At 64.3% G+C, this 15452-nt stretch carries 30 protein-coding genes; 13 read left to right on the plus strand and 17 right to left on the minus strand.

What is annotated here, in order from left to right; translation table 11 throughout:
- Position 1 precedes the first annotated feature (1 nt).
- The 15 genes from FJ973_RS05755 to FJ973_RS05820 all read right to left on the minus strand — a co-directional run bounded on the left by FJ973_RS05755 (position 2) and on the right by FJ973_RS05820 (position 7421).
- The gene (locus FJ973_RS05755) at positions 2 to 259 is read right to left on the minus strand and encodes a hypothetical protein (protein WP_140555134.1); all 258 of its coding nucleotides are present in this window, start codon (positions 257 to 259) and stop codon (positions 2 to 4) included.
- Positions 256 to 471: a hypothetical protein gene (locus FJ973_RS05760; protein WP_140555136.1), complete on the minus strand. Its 216-nt coding sequence runs from the start codon at positions 469 to 471 to the stop codon at positions 256 to 258. Before FJ973_RS05760 ends, FJ973_RS05755 begins: the two co-directional genes overlap by 4 nt.
- On the minus strand, positions 468 to 929 hold the full coding sequence (locus tag FJ973_RS05765) for an ASCH domain-containing protein (protein ID WP_140555138.1): 462 nt from the start codon (positions 927 to 929) through the stop codon (positions 468 to 470). Before FJ973_RS05765 ends, FJ973_RS05760 begins: the two co-directional genes overlap by 4 nt.
- A complete protein-coding gene (locus tag FJ973_RS05770; protein ID WP_140555140.1) occupies positions 926 to 1966 on the minus strand; it encodes a phage Gp37/Gp68 family protein in 1041 nt (346 codons plus the stop codon). The genes FJ973_RS05765 and FJ973_RS05770 overlap by 4 nt, the downstream gene beginning before the upstream one ends.
- A complete protein-coding gene (locus FJ973_RS05775) occupies positions 1959 to 2219 on the minus strand; it encodes a hypothetical protein (protein WP_181170871.1) in 261 nt (86 codons plus the stop codon). Before FJ973_RS05775 ends, FJ973_RS05770 begins: the two co-directional genes overlap by 8 nt.
- A complete protein-coding gene (gene dnaN, locus FJ973_RS05780; RefSeq protein ID WP_246675825.1) occupies positions 2219 to 3355 on the minus strand; it encodes a DNA polymerase III subunit beta in 1137 nt (378 codons plus the stop codon). Before dnaN ends, FJ973_RS05775 begins: the two co-directional genes overlap by 1 nt.
- Entirely contained in the window at positions 3352 to 4302 is a 951-nt protein-coding gene (locus FJ973_RS05785; RefSeq protein WP_246675826.1) for a DUF2303 family protein, read from the minus strand. The genes dnaN and FJ973_RS05785 overlap by 4 nt, the downstream gene beginning before the upstream one ends.
- A gap of 44 nt (positions 4303 to 4346) precedes the next feature.
- The gene (locus FJ973_RS05790) at positions 4347 to 4688 is read right to left on the minus strand and encodes a hypothetical protein (RefSeq protein ID WP_140555142.1); all 342 of its coding nucleotides are present in this window, start codon (positions 4686 to 4688) and stop codon (positions 4347 to 4349) included.
- A gap of 106 nt (positions 4689 to 4794) precedes the next feature.
- Positions 4795 to 5103 (minus strand): hypothetical protein, encoded by a 309-nt coding sequence (locus FJ973_RS05795; RefSeq protein WP_140555143.1) that lies wholly within the window; start codon positions 5101 to 5103, stop codon positions 4795 to 4797.
- A gap of 14 nt (positions 5104 to 5117) precedes the next feature.
- Entirely contained in the window at positions 5118 to 5591 is a 474-nt protein-coding gene (gene ssb, locus FJ973_RS05800; protein ID WP_140555145.1) for a single-stranded DNA-binding protein, read from the minus strand.
- Positions 5591 to 5845: a hypothetical protein gene (locus tag FJ973_RS05805; protein WP_140555147.1), complete on the minus strand. Its 255-nt coding sequence runs from the start codon at positions 5843 to 5845 to the stop codon at positions 5591 to 5593. The genes ssb and FJ973_RS05805 overlap by 1 nt, the downstream gene beginning before the upstream one ends.
- Positions 5842 to 6000, minus strand: a complete 159-nt coding sequence (locus FJ973_RS30765) for a hypothetical protein (protein ID WP_181170872.1) — start codon at positions 5998 to 6000, stop codon at positions 5842 to 5844. Before FJ973_RS30765 ends, FJ973_RS05805 begins: the two co-directional genes overlap by 4 nt.
- Entirely contained in the window at positions 5997 to 6647 is a 651-nt protein-coding gene (locus tag FJ973_RS05810; RefSeq protein WP_140555148.1) for a hypothetical protein, read from the minus strand. Before FJ973_RS05810 ends, FJ973_RS30765 begins: the two co-directional genes overlap by 4 nt.
- Before the next feature lie 56 nt (positions 6648 to 6703).
- Entirely contained in the window at positions 6704 to 7240 is a 537-nt protein-coding gene (locus tag FJ973_RS05815; RefSeq protein ID WP_140555150.1) for a hypothetical protein, read from the minus strand.
- Positions 7233 to 7421, minus strand: a complete 189-nt coding sequence (locus tag FJ973_RS05820; protein ID WP_140555152.1) for a hypothetical protein — start codon at positions 7419 to 7421, stop codon at positions 7233 to 7235. The genes FJ973_RS05815 and FJ973_RS05820 overlap by 8 nt, the downstream gene beginning before the upstream one ends.
- An 83-nt stretch (positions 7422 to 7504) precedes the next feature.
- Here FJ973_RS05820 and FJ973_RS05825 point away from each other — a divergent pair, with 83 nt between their 5' ends.
- Positions 7505 to 7948, plus strand: coding sequence for a hypothetical protein (locus tag FJ973_RS05825; RefSeq protein ID WP_140555153.1), 444 nt, complete (start codon positions 7505 to 7507; stop codon positions 7946 to 7948).
- 118 nt (positions 7949 to 8066) lie between these two features.
- Here the strand turns inward: FJ973_RS05825 and FJ973_RS05830 are convergent, their stop codons facing one another.
- Complete coding sequence (locus FJ973_RS05830) at positions 8067 to 8336, minus strand: hypothetical protein (RefSeq protein ID WP_140555154.1); 270 nt, start codon at positions 8334 to 8336, stop codon at positions 8067 to 8069.
- Positions 8337 to 8756: 420 nt separating this feature from the next.
- Entirely contained in the window at positions 8757 to 9143 is a 387-nt protein-coding gene (locus FJ973_RS05835; protein WP_140555156.1) for a helix-turn-helix transcriptional regulator, read from the minus strand.
- A 37-nt stretch (positions 9144 to 9180) separates the two neighbouring features.
- Here FJ973_RS05835 and FJ973_RS05840 point away from each other — a divergent pair, with 37 nt between their 5' ends.
- The 12 genes from FJ973_RS05840 to FJ973_RS05895 all read left to right on the plus strand — a co-directional run bounded on the left by FJ973_RS05840 (position 9181) and on the right by FJ973_RS05895 (position 15442).
- Positions 9181 to 9501, plus strand: coding sequence for a helix-turn-helix transcriptional regulator (locus FJ973_RS05840; RefSeq protein WP_140555157.1), 321 nt, complete (start codon positions 9181 to 9183; stop codon positions 9499 to 9501).
- Positions 9498 to 9707, plus strand: a complete 210-nt coding sequence (locus FJ973_RS05845; RefSeq protein ID WP_140555159.1) for a hypothetical protein — start codon at positions 9498 to 9500, stop codon at positions 9705 to 9707. The genes FJ973_RS05840 and FJ973_RS05845 overlap by 4 nt, the downstream gene beginning before the upstream one ends.
- 184 nt (positions 9708 to 9891) lie before the next feature.
- A complete protein-coding gene (locus FJ973_RS05850; protein WP_140555160.1) occupies positions 9892 to 10383 on the plus strand; it encodes a hypothetical protein in 492 nt (163 codons plus the stop codon).
- Positions 10380 to 10925 (plus strand): GcrA family cell cycle regulator, encoded by a 546-nt coding sequence (locus tag FJ973_RS05855; RefSeq protein WP_140555162.1) that lies wholly within the window; start codon positions 10380 to 10382, stop codon positions 10923 to 10925. Before FJ973_RS05850 ends, FJ973_RS05855 begins: the two co-directional genes overlap by 4 nt.
- Positions 10922 to 11155, plus strand: coding sequence for a hypothetical protein (locus FJ973_RS05860; RefSeq protein ID WP_140555164.1), 234 nt, complete (start codon positions 10922 to 10924; stop codon positions 11153 to 11155). Before FJ973_RS05855 ends, FJ973_RS05860 begins: the two co-directional genes overlap by 4 nt.
- Positions 11152 to 13860, plus strand: a complete 2709-nt coding sequence (locus FJ973_RS05865; protein WP_140555166.1) for a DNA methyltransferase — start codon at positions 11152 to 11154, stop codon at positions 13858 to 13860. The genes FJ973_RS05860 and FJ973_RS05865 overlap by 4 nt, the downstream gene beginning before the upstream one ends.
- On the plus strand, positions 13857 to 14093 hold the full coding sequence (locus FJ973_RS05870) for a hypothetical protein (RefSeq protein ID WP_140555167.1): 237 nt from the start codon (positions 13857 to 13859) through the stop codon (positions 14091 to 14093). Before FJ973_RS05865 ends, FJ973_RS05870 begins: the two co-directional genes overlap by 4 nt.
- The gene (locus FJ973_RS05875; RefSeq protein WP_140555169.1) at positions 14090 to 14350 is read left to right on the plus strand and encodes a hypothetical protein; all 261 of its coding nucleotides are present in this window, start codon (positions 14090 to 14092) and stop codon (positions 14348 to 14350) included. Before FJ973_RS05870 ends, FJ973_RS05875 begins: the two co-directional genes overlap by 4 nt.
- The gene (locus tag FJ973_RS05880; RefSeq protein ID WP_140555171.1) at positions 14343 to 14675 is read left to right on the plus strand and encodes a hypothetical protein; all 333 of its coding nucleotides are present in this window, start codon (positions 14343 to 14345) and stop codon (positions 14673 to 14675) included. The genes FJ973_RS05875 and FJ973_RS05880 overlap by 8 nt, the downstream gene beginning before the upstream one ends.
- Entirely contained in the window at positions 14668 to 14949 is a 282-nt protein-coding gene (locus FJ973_RS05885; RefSeq protein ID WP_140555172.1) for a hypothetical protein, read from the plus strand. The genes FJ973_RS05880 and FJ973_RS05885 overlap by 8 nt, the downstream gene beginning before the upstream one ends.
- Complete coding sequence (locus tag FJ973_RS05890) at positions 14946 to 15200, plus strand: hypothetical protein (RefSeq protein WP_140555174.1); 255 nt, start codon at positions 14946 to 14948, stop codon at positions 15198 to 15200. The genes FJ973_RS05885 and FJ973_RS05890 overlap by 4 nt, the downstream gene beginning before the upstream one ends.
- The gene (locus FJ973_RS05895) at positions 15200 to 15442 is read left to right on the plus strand and encodes a hypothetical protein (RefSeq protein ID WP_140555176.1); all 243 of its coding nucleotides are present in this window, start codon (positions 15200 to 15202) and stop codon (positions 15440 to 15442) included. The genes FJ973_RS05890 and FJ973_RS05895 overlap by 1 nt, the downstream gene beginning before the upstream one ends.
- The last annotated feature ends 10 nt before the right edge of the window (positions 15443 to 15452 follow it).

Raw genomic sequence — 15452 nt, forward strand, 5'->3', positions numbered from 1 at the left:
ATCAGTCAGCATCCCACCGTCCTGGTTCGCCGACTTCCCCTTCCTCGTCGCCGTCAGTAGGCCATTCGGCGAGGGCCGCGTCAATCTCGGCCAGGCGCCACAGTTTCCGGCGCCGCCAGACACGGGGGCGCGGCAACAGGCCTTCCTCGACCATCTGCAGCACGCTGTTCGGGCTGACATCGAGCGCGATCGCCACCTTGGCCAGCGACATGGCCATCCGGGGCACCGTGGCCGTTATTGGTGACGTGTCGTGCTTCACGGCTTCGCCTTGCGGATGGCGTTGCCGCTGGTGACCATCACGAATCTGTCGGCGAACTCGACCCGGATGGAGTTGAAACGGGCCATAGCGGGCCGCCCGAAGCCCGCCAGGGCGAATGAGGCGGTTCCGGCACGGCTGCGTGCCGTGACAGCGCAGCGCTCGCCCTTGCGGCCGTGGCGGGCCCAGCGGAACATGTAGGGCAGGGAGGTCAAGCCGGCCTCCAGTTCCAGAAGCCTTGCAAGCCCTTGATTGGCTGGATCGGCTTCAGAGGCTCGATCTCGGTGAGCGGCCATGCCCAGTTCGAATGCTGGTCGCGGTCACTGTCGTTGAGCCTGGCGCCGAATTCCGAGACGATGTCGAAGGCGCGCTTCGGCTGGCCGAGCACGGCCGTGCCAAGGATCGAGGCGAGCGGCAGGGCGGCCGGATTGGAATGCCAGCGCTCGAGCATGGCCAGAGCTTCCGGCTTCAGGGCCGTCGACCAGGCCTCGGGCGAGCGCAGGCGGATGATCAGGTCGGCAAGCTCGGCCTTCCTGACCGGCCGGGCGCCGGCGTGAATGGCGATTCTCTGGCCGCGCAACGCGACAGGCGCCGGCCAGCTGCGAAACTCGTAGGGCTTGGCGCCGGCGATGATCAGCGTCGCCCAAGGCTGCCAGATGGTCAGCGCTTTCATGCCGGTACCTTTGGGAGTTCTGAGTGTTCAACGCCATCGAGCAGTCGACCGGCGGTCTTCTTGCCAACATTGCGCATGGCGACGACGCGATCTCCGTGGAAGCCGCAGCCGCCGGCAAAGTTGTGAAAGCGCGTTGCACCGGGGCCCATCTGACCATCCACCGTGGGGACTTTGCGCCAGTCGGGATCCTCGCGATCCCGGTCATAGAATTCGGACCAGGCGCCCCACTGCTTGAAGAAGAAGGCTGTTCCGTTGGCCGCGCATTGCTCACGTAACCAGCGCGGCCAATCAGGATGCATCGGCCGTGCACCCCTGCCGCTCTCACCGCCGACGATGATTTGATCGAGCGGCTTCAACGCTTCTAGGCCAGGAGAGAATCGGCCGCGCGACATGAAGCCGGCCGCAATGTCGAGACGGTTCCTCGATAAAGCCCAGACCAGGTCAAGCGGCCCAAGCAGCGGCTCGGCTGAGACAAAGCGGATCTTGGCCGGTGTCGCCAAAAGGTCCGGCACGCGCTCGTCGGCACGCTTCTGATCCTCGGCCGAGACGCCGCACCAAACGTTGTGCAGCGGCCATGAAAAGACCTCGCGCGCCTGGCCGGTGAAATTATACCAGTTGGCGTAGATGTCCTCGAGGAGATCGCGCCGCGACAGGAATTCGCGCATACGGTCGGCGCGCTTGGTCAGCACCTGGTAGGTGTGATGGCGCGCTGCCGCCATGACGGTGAAGACGTCGAGGATCCACTCGTCCGGCACGTTCTCGGCGAACAGGTCGCCGTGGGCGCAGACGAAGATGCGGCGCGGCTTCCTCCAGTCGAAGGGCTGATGGAGCCATTGCCGGTTGAGCCTAACCTCGCCGGTCCAGACCGGGCCGGCCTTGGTGTCGCGCGTCAGGCCCTTGCGGCTGTCGATGTGCTTCAGCCGCGTGCCGGCAAGTTTCATGGCGTAGCAGTTGGTGCAGCCGGGCGACACGACGGAACAGCCGGTGATCGGGTTCCAGGTCGCGTCGGTCCACTCGATCGAGGAATGGTCAGCCATTGCCGCACCCAGCAATGGTTGTGTGTTTCATGACTATGCCGGCGCCGCCATCGGCACGATGCTCGATTTCGATGATCGCTCGCTTCAGATAGTTGGCCTGGTCGAGCGTCTCTTCGTAGGCATGCTGCAGCCAATCGCGCAGGTTAAGGTCCTTGCGATCGAGGGTGAACCCATACTTGGCGATGCCAAGCTCGGAGCGGCGGAGCAGGTCGGCGCGAACGGCTGCGACGACGGTGTCAACAACGTCGGCCATCACGGCACCCTCATTGGCATCAGGACAAAGAGCGGCTTCAGGCCGTTTTTGTCGGCGTCCTCCGGCTCGATCAGCGTCGGCGAACCGGGGTCGCCGAGGCTGAAGACCAGGCGCTTGCCTTCGACGGCGTTGAACAAATCAAGGCAGTATTTGCCGTTGAAGCCGATCTCGACCGCGTCGCCCTGGCTGTCGTCGATCGTCACCTCGTCATCGGCGCTGCCGGCATCGGGATTGTTCGTGGTCAGCACGAGGTTGCCGCCGGGTTCGAAGGCGAACTTCACCGCGCTGCCGCGCTCGCTTGAGACCGTGGTGACGCGGTCGACCGCCTTGGCCAGCGTCTCCTTGTCCACCGTGAAGCGGTTCTGGTTGCCGGACGGGATGACGCGCCGGTAGTCGGGGAAGGTGCCGTCGATCAGCTTCGACAGCAGCGTGACGTTGCCGGCCTCGATGCGTATTTTCGAATCCGAGACCGAGATCGTGACGGTGACCACCTTGTCGCCCAGGATCTGCTTGATCAGGCCGGCCGTCTTCTTCGGCACGATGATGGCGGGCATGCCGGCAGCACCCTCCGGCAGCGCCGTGCAGAACTTGGCCAGGCGATGACCATCGGTGGCGACGGCGTTGAAGGCATCCTCGGCCGCGTGCCAGTGGATGCCGTTGAGATAGTAACGCGTCTCTTCCGACGAGATGGCGAACGTCACCATCGCCAGCATGCGCTGGAGCGTGCCCGTGTCGAGCGGGAAAGTGTGGCTGAAGTCGCCGGTGTTGATCGCCGGAAAGTCCGCCGCCGGCAGGACCTGTATCTTGAAGCGCGCGCGGCCGGCCGTCAGCGTCGCGAAGTCCTTCTCGGCCGCGATCGCGATCTCTGCGCCGTCCGGCATCTTGCGCACGGCGTCATGCAGCAGCGTCGCCGGCAGGGTGAAGGCGTCATCCTTGCCCGCCTGGCAGGGAATGGACGTGCGCAGCTCGCAATCGAGATCGGTGCCGGTCAGCGTCAGCATGCCCGCCGCGGCGTCGACGGCGAGCAGAAGGTTCTGCAGAACGGGGATGGTGCTGCGCCGCTCGACAGCCTTGGTGACGAGCGCGAGCGCGGGAAGCAATGCCTCCCGCGCAAGGATGATCGTTTGCGTCTTCACGCCGCCATCTCCGGCGTGCCTTCGAAGGTCGGCAGGTTAGTCTGCCGGCGCGTCTCCCCGAGCACGTCGCGAACGTGCTGAGTGATGAACTGGTCGGGCCGGTAGATCTGATAGAACCAGATCACCTTGCCGCCCGACGGCCGGTAGCGCAGTCGAACCGGGATGCGCACCTTTTCGCCCATGAAGAACGGGGCGATGTTGAGCATGAAGATGCCGGGTACCTTCAGCGGCTTGCCGTCGGCGCCATTGTGGGTTTCCTCCCAGGCGATCTGGCCTTCGCCGCTCTGCAGCGTGGTCGATGCCTTGACCTTGCTCTCGACATTGACCTGCAAGCCGCGCGACAGTTCGACCAGCTGCGCCGGCGTGGCGATCGTGGTCGCGAAGTCACGCTCATACTGGAGCTTCTCCTCGTCCGTCGGCGACGACAGCTCGGCAACGCGATCCTCGAGGAACCAGGCGAAAGCGCCCTGGTCCATCTTCTCACCATCGGTCGCAACCCATTTCTGCCATTCTTCGGACAGCGGGAAAGCGTAATGGATGCGATGTTTGCCGAAGTTGGCATGGCCATCCGCCAGTTCGTGATAGTCGACGATCGTCGTCAGGGTCGGCTTGCGCCAGTCCATGTTGGCGAAGATCGCGCTGTGCTCGGTCTGATGACGGAGGGTCAGGGTGCAGAAGGCCTCGAAGGTCTGCGCCACTGCCTGGCCCGTCTTGCGGGCCGGGTGCTGCCGGTAGGGTTCGAACAACCGGTCCAGTCCGTCAATGCCCGGGGCGGTGCCGCGCTTGAGCAGTACAGGAATCGCCTCAGGCAGGCCGGGGACTTGGGCGGTGTTGGCAAGCGCGGCGATCTCGACGCCTTCCGCCTTGGCCCCGAGCGCGGCCATGATATCGAGGTCCGCGCGCAGGGCGTCGCCTGCGACGAAAGTGTCGGTTTTATTGCCAGTCATGGAAGAGGATCCTCTCGGTTGTTAAGGTGAAAAAAGCCGGTCTGCTACTGGCGATCGGCGGCCGACCGTGGGCCGCTGAACATGTCTGTTTGCTGGGGATGCTCGGTCGACAGCGAGCCGTCGTCCGTGATCCAGTAGAAGGATGAGCCGCGCGGCGCCTTCGGCACCTTGGTGTCGATGCCGGCGAGAACCGTGACGGCGCCGGCCTTGACCTCGAAGTCGAGCGTCAGCACCACCTTGCCCTTGACGGTCGACTTGCTGCCGGTGATTTCACCCAGATCCTTGAGCTTGGTGAGCGTCTCGGTGATATCACCCGACAAGGCCTGGGCGAGTTCGCCGCCCTCCAGCATGCCGATGATGGTCTGCGCATCTCTGATTTTCTTCATGTCCTCGCGGCCGTTCCGCGCCCGTCTTGAGTTTGTCCGATCCGGAAGCGCCCGGGCGCTGGCCTCCGGACCGGGCGGCGAACGATCGCCGGCCCGCAGTCGCGGGCTAGAAGGGGATGTTGTCATCGTAGGGACTGCTGCGATCGCAGCGCTTGACAAAGTCGCCCACGTCCAGAAGTGCGAGATTGGAAATCGCGCGAAGCGTTCCTTCCAGTGACCGCACGCGATGCTGCAACCGCTCAAGGTTGCGCCTGTCCTCGTGCCACCAATCCGAGAATTTCTTTGCCTCTTCCGCCAAGCGCTTGATGGTCGCCTCCGGCATCTCGGTCTGGTCCGCGCCCCTTGCCGCGTGAGGTGAGGCCGTCTTCCTGGCGGCGGGCTTGGCGGCTACGGGTTTCTTACTGGCTTGCGCCATGGTCATGCTCCTCTTTAGAACGGGATTTCGTCGTCCAGTTCGCGCGAACTGGATTGCTGCTCGGCCGGGCCGCGCTCCTGGCGGCTGGAGCCGCCGCGCTGGGTACCGTAGTCGCCGGGGTCGCGCGCGGGATGGTCGAGCTTGTCGAGCATCTGGATTTCGCCGCGGTATTTTTGCAGCACGACTTCGGTGCTGTAGCGGGCGGCACCGCTCTGGTCTTCCCATTTGCGGGTCGAGAGCTGGCCCTCGATATAGACCTTCATGCCCTTCTTCAGATACTGCTCGGCGACCTTGCAAAGCCCCTCATTGAAGCAGACGATCGTGTGCCACTCGGTCTTCTCCTTGCGCTCGCCGCTGTTCTTGTCGCGCCAGCTTTCGGAGGTCGCGATGCGAAAATTGACGACGGCGTCGCCGCTGGCGAGACGGCGGATCTCGGGGTCGGCGCCGAGATGGCCGATGAGGATGACCTTGTTGACGCTGCCGGCCATTAGTCCTGTCCTTCGCTTGTCGCGGTTTCGCCGCTCGCTGCGGGCCCGTAGCCCTTGCCGCTATCGGCGGGCTGATCGAAACTTGCGATCCCTTCATCGATGTCGCAAAGGAAGGCGGCGCGCAGGTCGGCCATGAACCCGGCCGCCGGTACGATCTCGACGGCCCTGTGCAGCACATGGCCGATCAGGATGCGGAGCGGCTCTCCGTCGACGAGGCGAGCCCGGGCATTGTGAAGGCTGGCCAGTTCGCTCATTCTGCCGCCCTCGCTGCGCGCTTCGCGGCCCTGGCAGCTTCCTTGGCGCCACCATGAGCCGGATAGTCCTTCTTGCCGGGCTTGAGCAGGCGCTTGCCGATGTTCTTGTTTGTGATCGGTTTGCAGCGCTGATACTTTTGGGGAGATCCGCTCATCTCGGCCTCACGACAATGCCGAGATAGCGTTCCAGCCGCTCGACGAAGGCGATCTCGGCCTTCATCGCACCCCATGGCTCGATCGTGCCGGTGAGCCTTGGCGGCGGCAGGTTCAGCTTGGGCAGGCAGCGGCGATCCGCGTTGGGGCCGAACAGCGCCAGCGCCTCGGCGACTAGCATGCGTTCGTCCATCTCGCGCACCTGGCGCACATAGAGCGGCATGCGCTGGATGTCGGGCAGTTGCGCCGCCTCGTAGATGGCGAGATCGAGGCATCGCTTGACCTCGCCGATGGCTCGGTGGACGAGCTTGTCGACGAAGTCGGGCCGATCGAGCTTGGCCGACGCGGCAAGTTTCGCCACCCAGTACTGGATGATGTCGACGGCCGGCCGGGTGATGTCGCCGAACGGGTATTCGTGTCCGTCATGGATCAGGAAGTAGCCGGCAAGGACGCTGTCGCCGGTCTCGCGGAAGATCGCGTCGGCGCCCATCACCGAATGCTGCCCGACGGCGTAACCCTGGCAGCGGTAGATGCCGTTGAAACGCGCGATCTTGGACAGCGCGTTGGCCATGTCGGCGAAGTCGATGTCGGCGGCCTTGGGATTGATCAGGTCGAAGGCCGAGCCGTCCGGCCGGAATGCCGGCACCACGGCCGAGGATCCGCGAGCGGCTTCGCCAGCGCGATTGGAGCGAGACGGCACCTGGTTCACTGGGGCACCCGCGGCAAGGTTTCCTCGACGGCGGCCACGACAGCCCGGCGAATGGTCGGGAAGATCGGCAGCCGGTCGAGATAGGCCGACAGGACGGCGATGCAGCGTTCGCGCTGGCCGGGCCAGGGATCGACCAGCAGCGCCCCACGAGCGGCGCAGTAGCGGCCCCACGCAAGCGTCAAGGCCTGCGTCTGGCTGGTGTCGCGTGGCAGGGGCAGGCGGTTCGGCATGGCTTGCCGTGCCTTGTCGATGATGTCGGCGAGCAGATCGGGGCGGATCGAGACCTGCCGGGTCGACAGTTCCGTGGCGAGCTTCGCCGCAGCCTCCTTGAACTCGACGATCTCGGCCGACGTGAAGTCGGCGCGGATCAGGTCGGCGAAGCGCACGCCGCCGCCGGAGGCGAGCAGGTCGCGCATGGCTTCGGCCATCTCGCGGCAGCGCGGATGAAACTCGCCGCCGTCTTCCGGCATGCCACCTTCCGGAAGTATGGGGCGCGTCTGGGCGGACGATCGATAGCCAGCATGATCAAGCATGCGCGGTCTCCTTTTCTTCGGGGCAAAGACGGTCGATCGCGCTGCGCAGATCGGCGTCGGAAAAGACGGTTCGCCAGTCGCCGGCGCCGGCCGCGTCCTGGTCGAAGCCGAGGCATTCCAGCGTCTCGATCAAGTCGCGACGCTCGGCGGACATGCCTTCCGGCCATGCGCCGGCGTTCATCGCACGGCTCCGCAAAGAAGCATGACGCAAAGCAGCAGGCAGGCGACAGCGACCAGGGCCGCAAGATTCTTGGCTAGCGAAGCATGCTCGTGATAGCCTCGCGCCCGCCGCAGGCGCTCACCTTCGATGACGCCGAGATGGCGCGGCTGCGAGGGGTGGACTTGATGCGTGGACTGATGATCGCGACGGCGCTGGTAGCGGCTTGGGCCGGGCTCGCGCGAGCAGATGATGTGCCAGAGGCCGTCATTGATCCGATCGCCGAAGCGTCGGCGCTCGATAGATTGTGCGACGCGCTGCGCTCGGATGAGCAAGCCGTGATCGGCTATTTCGCTGCCCATGGCATCGACAAGGACGCCTTGAGCAGGGAGTCTAAAAAGGGATCGCCGTTTCGGGATTTCGCGACAATGCGCGCCGCCGAGTACGAAGTTCAGTTCCGGAGCCTGTCCGATGAGGGCCGCTGCGCCAAGGGGCGCTATCTGTTCGGCGCGAGCGGAATCAAGGTTCCCGGAATTCTTGTGAACAACTGACACGAAACGCTCCATCGTTGAGACGATAGAGTGAAGTGTGATTTACTCACATCATAGTGTCAAGTGAAAATGTGAGAAACTCACACTCGACGGATCGGGAGTGAGAATCAGCTAGGCCTTATGAAGAGCGTTTGCGCGGTTTGACCGCAAGGGCAGTCGCCAGTTCGCTGGCCAGCCTTACGACCTCTGCACGATCGTCTGGGTCGAGCGGCGCAAGATAGGTGGCGATGATCTCGCCGAATCTCGTCGCCAGATCTTCTCCGAATGATCGCTGCAATCTGTCGTTCACCTCGCGGTTGAGGCTCTTGCGTCCCCGCACCTCTTCCAGTCTCGACTTGAGTTCTGGCGAAAGGCGGACATGGAAGCTGGGACGTGGCGGTCGGGACATGGCCCGAGTTATCGCCGAAATGTCAAGTCTTCGAAATGGTTCCAGAATTAGACCAAAAGTGGTACTATTTTCCCCGCTATCCACAGGGATCGTTACAGGTTGAAATAATCTAGTGATCAATCAGCAAGGGTTGTGTACGTATCAAATTGGGACAACTGGATGGCTTGAAAAACTGAATTGACAAGATCAGAGGAAATAGTTCCTATTTTCGCGCCGTCCGGTTTGGGAGGAAGAAAAGAAAGTGATCCAGTACGAATCGCGCGAAGCGGCGGGCGAACAGGCAATGGCCAAGCTGCGAGCGATCGCCGCATCGCCGCAATCAAGGGCGGCGATGATCACCAAGCGAATTGACAGGGATACGCGATCGATCGCCGCCGCGATGGAGGAAATCCACGGCGGTCATTGGCGCGTGTTGATCGATCATGATGTCGGGTTGGTCGCCGTCTCACGGGATTTTTCGGCACCGCTGGGGTCGCCCAGCGCAAATCTGGCATAAGTCAGCACCGCGGCCTGAACCTCCCGCGGCGCCGCCGCCAGGCGGGTGAATACCTCGCGCAGCTCGTCGCTGCCATCGATATCCTGCGGTAAGCCTTCGCCGGTGATGAGCCATGCCTCTCTCACGCGGAAGGCGCGGGCATAGTCCTTCACTGCGCGAGTGATACCGGCCCTGCCGCTTTCGTGCTGGATGTAGGTATTGTAATTAAAGCCGAAACGCTCCGCTGCGGCCTTGGCATTGACAAAGCCGCGCATCTCGCGAGCCTGGCGCAGGCGCGCCGCTTGCTCGTCTATTCGGGTTACATCCGTCATGGCGTGACTTTTTCACATTTCTGATGTGAGTTTCTACTTGACAGATCAGTGTGACTTTCTCACACTATCGGTCATGATGGATCATCCGTTCGATGTAGAGACGGCTGTCGACGTGGTCGCCCTGCGGGGTGAACTCGGATGGACGCAGCAGCAGCTTGCTGAATTCTGCGGCGTCGACCGATCGACTGTCTCGACCTGGGAGACGCGGCCGCCGACCAAGGGGCCGGCCCTGATCCTCCTGCGCCAACTTCAGGCGTCGCTTTCCGATGCCGCTCGCCCCGGTGGTGTCGCGGCCGGCTCCGTTCCAGTCCCCCAAGCCGGAGCCGGCCACCCTCGTAGCTGTGCGGAGGTCGAATGACCGCCGTCCATTGCTCGCCGTCGCTGACCCTGCTGCCGCCGCCGAGCGAGCCGGCACGCAAGCTGCCGTCGAAATCGGTGCATCTTTTAAAGCTGCTGTCAGCCTTTTCCAATCAAAGCCCCGTCGACTTCCTGGCGCGCCTGTTGCGCGACGAAGCCCGCCGGGTGTTGCGCCTGCCCAGACTGGGGGACGGCGATGCGACATAATCCCCCGAGCGAAGAAGGACCCGGGAGGGCAGGCTTTTGGCTGCTCTCCCGGGGGCCGCCCTGACGATGTGATGTGAATGCGGGTTTTCATGCCCGCGAGTTGAACCCGAAAACCCGCTTCCGATCACGGAAACAATTTTGCTGATTGTTTCCTTGACCGGCGAAGCCTTGCCCGAGTTGGACCATGGCCGACGCTGACGATTTCCGAGCCATCCCGCGCCTGACCACCGATGCCGAGCGCCGGCACCTGAAAGGCCTGACCAGGACGGTTCTTGCCGGCGTCAATGGCGGCGACGCCTTCGCGCCGTCGACCAGGGTCGAGAAGGCGGCGCTGTCGAAATACGGCAGCAATTCGTTTCCCGACCATTTCATTCCGCTCGACGTGGCGATCGAGCTCGACCGCTTCGGCGACGCACCGGCGCTGATCGGCGCCGCGGCGGCGATGCTGGGCTTTCGCCTGGTGCCGGCGGGCGAGGCGGCCGGCGAAGAGATCAGCGTCGCCGCCTCGCAGTCGGTGGCGAAGGAAACCAGCGATGTCGTCAACCTGCTGCTCAACCTGCTTGCGCAGCGCAAGCACATCGACGCCGCCGACCGGCGCGACATCCTGAAGGAAGTCACCGAGGCGGTGGCCGCGCTCTACCGGGTCGCGGCCAGGCAGGGCGGAGGCGTGTCATGAGCTGGACCGCCGAGGAACTGGCCGTGCTGAAACGGGCTGCCGACGAAGGGTTGAGCTCCGGCACGATCGCATCGCGGCTTCCGGGCAAGAGCCGAAACGCAGTTATCGGCATGCTGCGGCGGGGCGACGGCAAATATGGCCGCTTGCTCGGCCAGCCGGTAAACCAGGCGCGCGGCCGGGCGACGCCAAAGACAGGGCAGCCGCCGAAGCGGAGGTACAAACCCGCCCGCACCATCGTCCCGGTTGCGCCGCCGATCGCGCCGGCAGCCTCACCCGTCGAGATCCTTTTTGCCTCGCCCCCATGCACGCATTTCACGGTGCCGGTCAAGGAGCCGCCAGCGCCGAACCTCCCGGCGCCGGTGCCGATCACCTTCCTCGACGCGGTGATGACCGATCGTTGCCTGCATTTCGCCTGCGATTGGAATGCGCCCGACGGCCCCGACATGCCGGTCTGTGGAGCCGAGCGGGCGCGGGACGTGCCGCACACCCGCTACTGTCGGCGGCACTTGAGAAGCGAGCGTCAGCCGAGGGTTGCCGCATGAGCGCCGCGATGCTTGCCGCCCTCAAATGGCTGCGAAACCGCAATGGCGACGGCGTCTTTGATCGCAACCAGGTGCTGGTCTCGGCCTGTGAACGTGCGCCGGTCATGCGGGCAACATGGAACAAGCTCGAAGCGGCAGGAGCGGTTGAATTCTACCTTGATCGCCGACGCCTTCGCGTCACTGAAGCCGGTCGCCGCGTCGATGTTTCGAAGGTCGAGGAATCGGCATGACCGCGCATCCCGATTATTCCGAATTCCTCAAGGCCAAGGTGCGCGTGGCGCCGTCGCTCGGCTTCGAGGTCGACCCGGCGTCGGTCAACCCGCTGCTGAAGCCGATGACGCAGGCGATCGTGCCATGGGCCTGCCGCGGCGGCCGGCGCGCGCTGTTCCTGCGCTTTGGCCTGCACAAGACGTCGACGCAGATCGAGATCCTGCGGCAGTCGATGATGCACGCCGGCGGCCATGCGCTTCAGGTCGTGCCGCTCGGCGTGAAGCACGAGTTCTTCCTGGAGCAGGAGAAGCGTCACCCCGAGGTCGAACTGAAGTTCGTCAACCGCCCGCAGCAGATGGAAGAGCCGAACAAGGCAGGGCCCGGCAGGAAGCTCATCCACCTCACCAATTACGAGACGATCCGCGACGGCAAGCTTGACCCGTGCCTGTTCACGGCCGCTGCGCTCGACGAGGCGGCCGTGCTGCGCGGCTTCGGCGGCACCAAGACCTTTCGCGAGTTCATGGCGACTTTCGCCGGCGACGATCGCACACGAGGCGTGAAGCATGCCGGCGTGCGCTACCGTTTCGTCGCAACGGCGATCCCCGACCCCAACGAGTATATCGAGCTGCTCGCCTATGCAGCCTTCCTCGGCGTCATGGATGTGGGCGAGGCCAAGACCAGGTTCTTCAAGCGAGACTCGACCAAGGCCGACCGGCTGACGCTGCACCCGCACAAGGAAGACGAGTTCTGGCTGTGGGTGTCGACCTGGGCGCTGTTCGTGCAGATGCCGTCCGACCTCGGTTTCTCGGACGAAGGCTACGAGCTGCCGCCGATCGACGTGCGCTGGCACGAGATCCCGTCCGACCACAGTGCGGCCGGCGCCGAGAAGAACGGGCAGGGCCGCATGTTCGCGGATGCCGCGCATGGCGTCGTCGACGCTGCCCGCGAGAAGAAGCGATCGCTCGATGCGCGTGTCGACAAGATGCTGGAAATCCGCGCCGAGGATCCAGCGGCGCACCGTATCCTCTGGCACGATCTCGAGGTCGAGCGCGAGGCGATCCAGAAAGCAATCCCGACCGTCAGGTCGGTGTGGGGCAACCTCGATCCCGAGAGCAAGGAAGAGCGCGTCGTCGGCTTCGCCCGGGGCGAATTTCCCGAGCTCTCGACAAAGCCGGTGCTGAACGGCTCCGGCTGCAACTTCCAGGAGCATTGCTGGTGGAATATCTACCTCGGCATCGGCTTCAAGTTCCACGACTTCTTCCAGTCGCTGTTCCGCACCCAGCGCTATGGCCAGTTGCACCCCGTCCGCGCCGACCTGATCTACACCGAGGCCGAGCGCGGCACCCGGCGTGAGCTGGAGCGCAAGTGGCGCGAGTTCGAGGCGCAGGCGGCCAAGATGTCCGCCATCATCCGCAAGCACGGCCTGGCGGAGCAGGCACTGGCTGGCGCCATGAAGCGCTCGCTCGGCGTCGAGCGGCGCGAGGTGCGCGGCGACAATTACCTGATCGTCCACAACGACACGGTCGAGGAAACCAGGTCGATGGCTGACGACAGCGTCGACCTGATCGTCACCTCGATCCCGTTCTCGACGCAGTATGAGTACACGCCGTCGTTCAACGATTTCGGCCACACCGATTCCGATGCGCATTTCTGGGCGCAGATGGACTTCCTGACGCCGCAGCTGCTCAGGGTTTTGAAGCCCGGCCGACGCGCCGTCATCCATGTCAAGGATCGGATCGTGCCGGGCGGCATCAACGGCCTCGGCTTCCAGACGGTGAGCCCGTTCTCCGACGATTGCTGCGCGCATTTCCGCCGGCATGGCTTCGCCTTCCTGTCACGCGTCACCATCGGCACCGATGTCGTTCGCGAGAACAACCAGACTTACCGGCTGGGCTGGACCGAGCAATGCAAGGACGGGACCCGCATGGGCCACGGCATGCCGGAATATCTGCTCGAATTCCGCAAGCCGCAGACCGACCGCAGCCGCGGTTATGCCGACGAGCCGGTGGTGAAGGCCAAGCCTGATTTCGTGTCGATCATCGACCATCAGCCGATCGAGCCGGGCGATGACGATTATGACAGCAAGCGGGTCCGGGCGATTCCGGGCACGGGCTACAGCCGTGGCCGCTGGCAGCTCGATGCCCATGGCGTCTGGCGCTCGTCCGGCAACCGGCCGCTGCTGCCCGACGAACTTGCCAGCCTGATCAAGCTGTCCGGCCGGGCGATCTATCGGGGCTGGAAAAAATTCTGCCAGGACCATGTCTACAATCACGCCCTGCATGTCGAGTTCTGCGAGCAGCTCGACGAGGCCGGGCGCCTGCCGCCGACCTTCATGATCGCGCCGCCGCACGTCGACCATCCGGCAATCCGCACCGACGTCGCCCGCATGCGCACGCTGAACATGTTGCAGAAGCGCAAGGGCAGGGAGATGCATCTATGCCCGCTGCAGTTCGACATCGTCGACCGCGCGATCGAGGATTATTCGATGCCCGGCGAGACGGTGTTCGATCCCTTCGGCGGCATCATGACCGTGCCCTATTGCGCGCTGCGCATGGGCCGCAAGGCGATCGGCGTCGAACTCAATCCGGACTATTTCGCCGACGGCGTGACCTATGCCAAGGCCGCCGCCGCCGGCGATGTCGGACCGGGCCTGCTCGACCTGATCGAAGCGGAGGCCTTGGCGTCTGAACCGGAAAATGCCGGCGAGACGGGGGCGGCGGAATGAGCAACGTCGTCGCCTTTCCACGCTCATCCGTGCCGCGTTGGCGCGCCGAGGTCGTCTACCGCTCAGATCTTGGGCCACTCGAGATCGTGCATGTCTTCGAGGAGATCGAAGACCTGGCGGCCCTGATCGAGCACGGTCCGGACTGGCGGTGCATGGTTTCCTGCGAGATCACGCTCAATCGAAGCGGCAAGGAATTCGCCACGCTGACCATAGAACAGGCGGCGAAGCTATGACCGCCGGCCCGATCGTCACCGACGCTTTCGACCCGAGCCACGTCGATTTCGACGTGTTCGCCATCTTCCTCGAGGCGCGGCGCGTCCATCGCGGCAAGACATCGCGCCGCGTCGCGAAGGAGGCCGAGGTCGAGCTTGACGCGGTGCTGCGCGCCGCGCGCGGCCGCAATCCCGGCAGCCATGCGTTCTTCGCGCTCTGCGACTGGATCGGCGAGGAACCGGCCATTTTCCTGAAGAAGGAGCTTCGCCATGGGTAGCAGTCCTCGCTCCTGCGCGCCTGCGGCGTCGCGGCTGGCCACCTACGACTATCGCGGCCTGGGCAGGCTGCTGCGCGCCCGGCTCGAAGATGATGGTCGCGGCTGGCGCGTCTGCGCGGCCGAGATCGGCGTCTGCGCCTCCGACCTGTCGCGCATCTGCAACGGTCAGAGCGTCTCGGCGCCCAAGGTCATCGCCGTCTGCGACTGGCTGAAGCTTGCCGTCCGCGCCTTCTACGACCCTCCCGAAAAGCCCGTTGCCGACCGTGAAACAGACAAGGTGTTTCACGGGAAGAGCACTGAAACAGGATCAGCCGCCGATGTCTGAGGAGCCGCGCCATATCTACTGGTTGCAGATGATCAACGGCTTCGGCCCGACGGCGAAATCCTTCGTCGTCATCTTCGAATGCCGGCATCCCACGGTCGCCGACATCGAGCGGCAGCTGCTCCAGCACGGCGTGGTCAGCGGTTGCCGGCTTGACACGGTCGACGACGGTAAGGGCGGCCGGCTGATCCGCAACCGCAGCGGTTTCCTCTTCGGCGTCGCCGGTCTCGGCAGCGCGCAGCCCTATCACAAACCATGCTGGGAGCCGGCAGAATGACACTCTTGACCAAAGCAGGCCGGTCCGGTCCCGGGTTCGGCAATCCCGACGCCATCGATCCGGCGCGGCTTTTCAGGCTGCCCCTGGCCATGCAGGCCGAAGGCATTCGGCTGCTGTTCGAAATGGGGCAGAGCCTCGACCAGGTGAAAACCCGCGTCGGCCTCTCGCGCAAGGCGATCGAGCAGCTGCTGCTAGTCGAAAAGCCGTTCCGGCGCGGCGGTGACGTCAATGTCGCGGCGCAGGGCGTGTGATGAAAAACCGCCTTTCCGATCTGAACAATCATCTGTTCGCGCAGCTCGAACGCCTGTCCGACGAGGATCTGACCAAGGAGCAGATTGACCAGGAATCGGTTCGCGGCGAGGCCATTGTGGCAGTGGCCGACCAGATCATTCGCAATGCCGCCCTCCAGATCAGGGCGGCGGAGCTTGTCGCTGAATACGGCTCGGACCCAGCACCCTATCTTCCTCAGATCGAAGGGCAGAAGGGGTCATGAGGAGAAATCG

Origin of the sequence: Mesorhizobium sp. B2-1-3 (assembly GCF_006442495.1) — a bacterium.
GTDB lineage: Bacteria > Pseudomonadota > Alphaproteobacteria > Rhizobiales > Rhizobiaceae > Mesorhizobium.

What these genes read in the sequence shown, in the direction of transcription:
- FJ973_RS05860 (WP_140555164.1), top strand. Translation starts at nt 10,922, where the DNA reads ATGAGCGCCGCGATGCTTGCCGCCCTCAAATGGCTGCGAAACCGCAAT.
- FJ973_RS05790 (WP_140555142.1), bottom strand. Translation starts at nt 4,688, where the DNA reads ATGAAGAAAATCAGAGATGCGCAGACCATCATCGGCATGCTGGAGGGC.
- FJ973_RS05880 (WP_140555171.1), top strand. Translation starts at nt 14,343, where the DNA reads ATGGGTAGCAGTCCTCGCTCCTGCGCGCCTGCGGCGTCGCGGCTGGCC.
- FJ973_RS05825 (WP_140555153.1), top strand. Translation starts at nt 7,505, where the DNA reads ATGCTCGTGATAGCCTCGCGCCCGCCGCAGGCGCTCACCTTCGATGAC.
- FJ973_RS05890 (WP_140555174.1), top strand. Translation starts at nt 14,946, where the DNA reads ATGACACTCTTGACCAAAGCAGGCCGGTCCGGTCCCGGGTTCGGCAAT.
- FJ973_RS05835 (WP_140555156.1), bottom strand. Translation starts at nt 9,143, where the DNA reads ATGACGGATGTAACCCGAATAGACGAGCAAGCGGCGCGCCTGCGCCAG.
- FJ973_RS05830 (WP_140555154.1), bottom strand. Translation starts at nt 8,336, where the DNA reads ATGTCCCGACCGCCACGTCCCAGCTTCCATGTCCGCCTTTCGCCAGAA.
- FJ973_RS05865 (WP_140555166.1), top strand. Translation starts at nt 11,152, where the DNA reads ATGACCGCGCATCCCGATTATTCCGAATTCCTCAAGGCCAAGGTGCGC.
- FJ973_RS05820 (WP_140555152.1), bottom strand. Translation starts at nt 7,421, where the DNA reads ATGAACGCCGGCGCATGGCCGGAAGGCATGTCCGCCGAGCGTCGCGAC.
- FJ973_RS05885 (WP_140555172.1), top strand. Translation starts at nt 14,668, where the DNA reads ATGTCTGAGGAGCCGCGCCATATCTACTGGTTGCAGATGATCAACGGC.
- FJ973_RS05805 (WP_140555147.1), bottom strand. Translation starts at nt 5,845, where the DNA reads ATGAGCGAACTGGCCAGCCTTCACAATGCCCGGGCTCGCCTCGTCGAC.
- FJ973_RS30765 (WP_181170872.1), bottom strand. Translation starts at nt 6,000, where the DNA reads ATGAGCGGATCTCCCCAAAAGTATCAGCGCTGCAAACCGATCACAAAC.
- FJ973_RS05855 (WP_140555162.1), top strand. Translation starts at nt 10,380, where the DNA reads ATGAGCTGGACCGCCGAGGAACTGGCCGTGCTGAAACGGGCTGCCGAC.
- FJ973_RS05875 (WP_140555169.1), top strand. Translation starts at nt 14,090, where the DNA reads ATGACCGCCGGCCCGATCGTCACCGACGCTTTCGACCCGAGCCACGTC.
- FJ973_RS05775 (WP_181170871.1), bottom strand. Translation starts at nt 2,219, where the DNA reads ATGGCCGACGTTGTTGACACCGTCGTCGCAGCCGTTCGCGCCGACCTG.
- FJ973_RS05770 (WP_140555140.1), bottom strand. Translation starts at nt 1,966, where the DNA reads ATGGCTGACCATTCCTCGATCGAGTGGACCGACGCGACCTGGAACCCG.
- FJ973_RS05850 (WP_140555160.1), top strand. Translation starts at nt 9,892, where the DNA reads ATGGCCGACGCTGACGATTTCCGAGCCATCCCGCGCCTGACCACCGAT.
- FJ973_RS05845 (WP_140555159.1), top strand. Translation starts at nt 9,498, where the DNA reads ATGACCGCCGTCCATTGCTCGCCGTCGCTGACCCTGCTGCCGCCGCCG.
- FJ973_RS05870 (WP_140555167.1), top strand. Translation starts at nt 13,857, where the DNA reads ATGAGCAACGTCGTCGCCTTTCCACGCTCATCCGTGCCGCGTTGGCGC.
- FJ973_RS05765 (WP_140555138.1), bottom strand. Translation starts at nt 929, where the DNA reads ATGAAAGCGCTGACCATCTGGCAGCCTTGGGCGACGCTGATCATCGCC.
- FJ973_RS05795 (WP_140555143.1), bottom strand. Translation starts at nt 5,103, where the DNA reads ATGGCGCAAGCCAGTAAGAAACCCGTAGCCGCCAAGCCCGCCGCCAGG.
- FJ973_RS05895 (WP_140555176.1), top strand. Translation starts at nt 15,200, where the DNA reads ATGAAAAACCGCCTTTCCGATCTGAACAATCATCTGTTCGCGCAGCTC.
- ssb (WP_140555145.1), bottom strand. Translation starts at nt 5,591, where the DNA reads ATGGCCGGCAGCGTCAACAAGGTCATCCTCATCGGCCATCTCGGCGCC.
- FJ973_RS05815 (WP_140555150.1), bottom strand. Translation starts at nt 7,240, where the DNA reads ATGCTTGATCATGCTGGCTATCGATCGTCCGCCCAGACGCGCCCCATA.
- FJ973_RS05785 (WP_246675826.1), bottom strand. Translation starts at nt 4,302, where the DNA reads ATGACTGGCAATAAAACCGACACTTTCGTCGCAGGCGACGCCCTGCGC.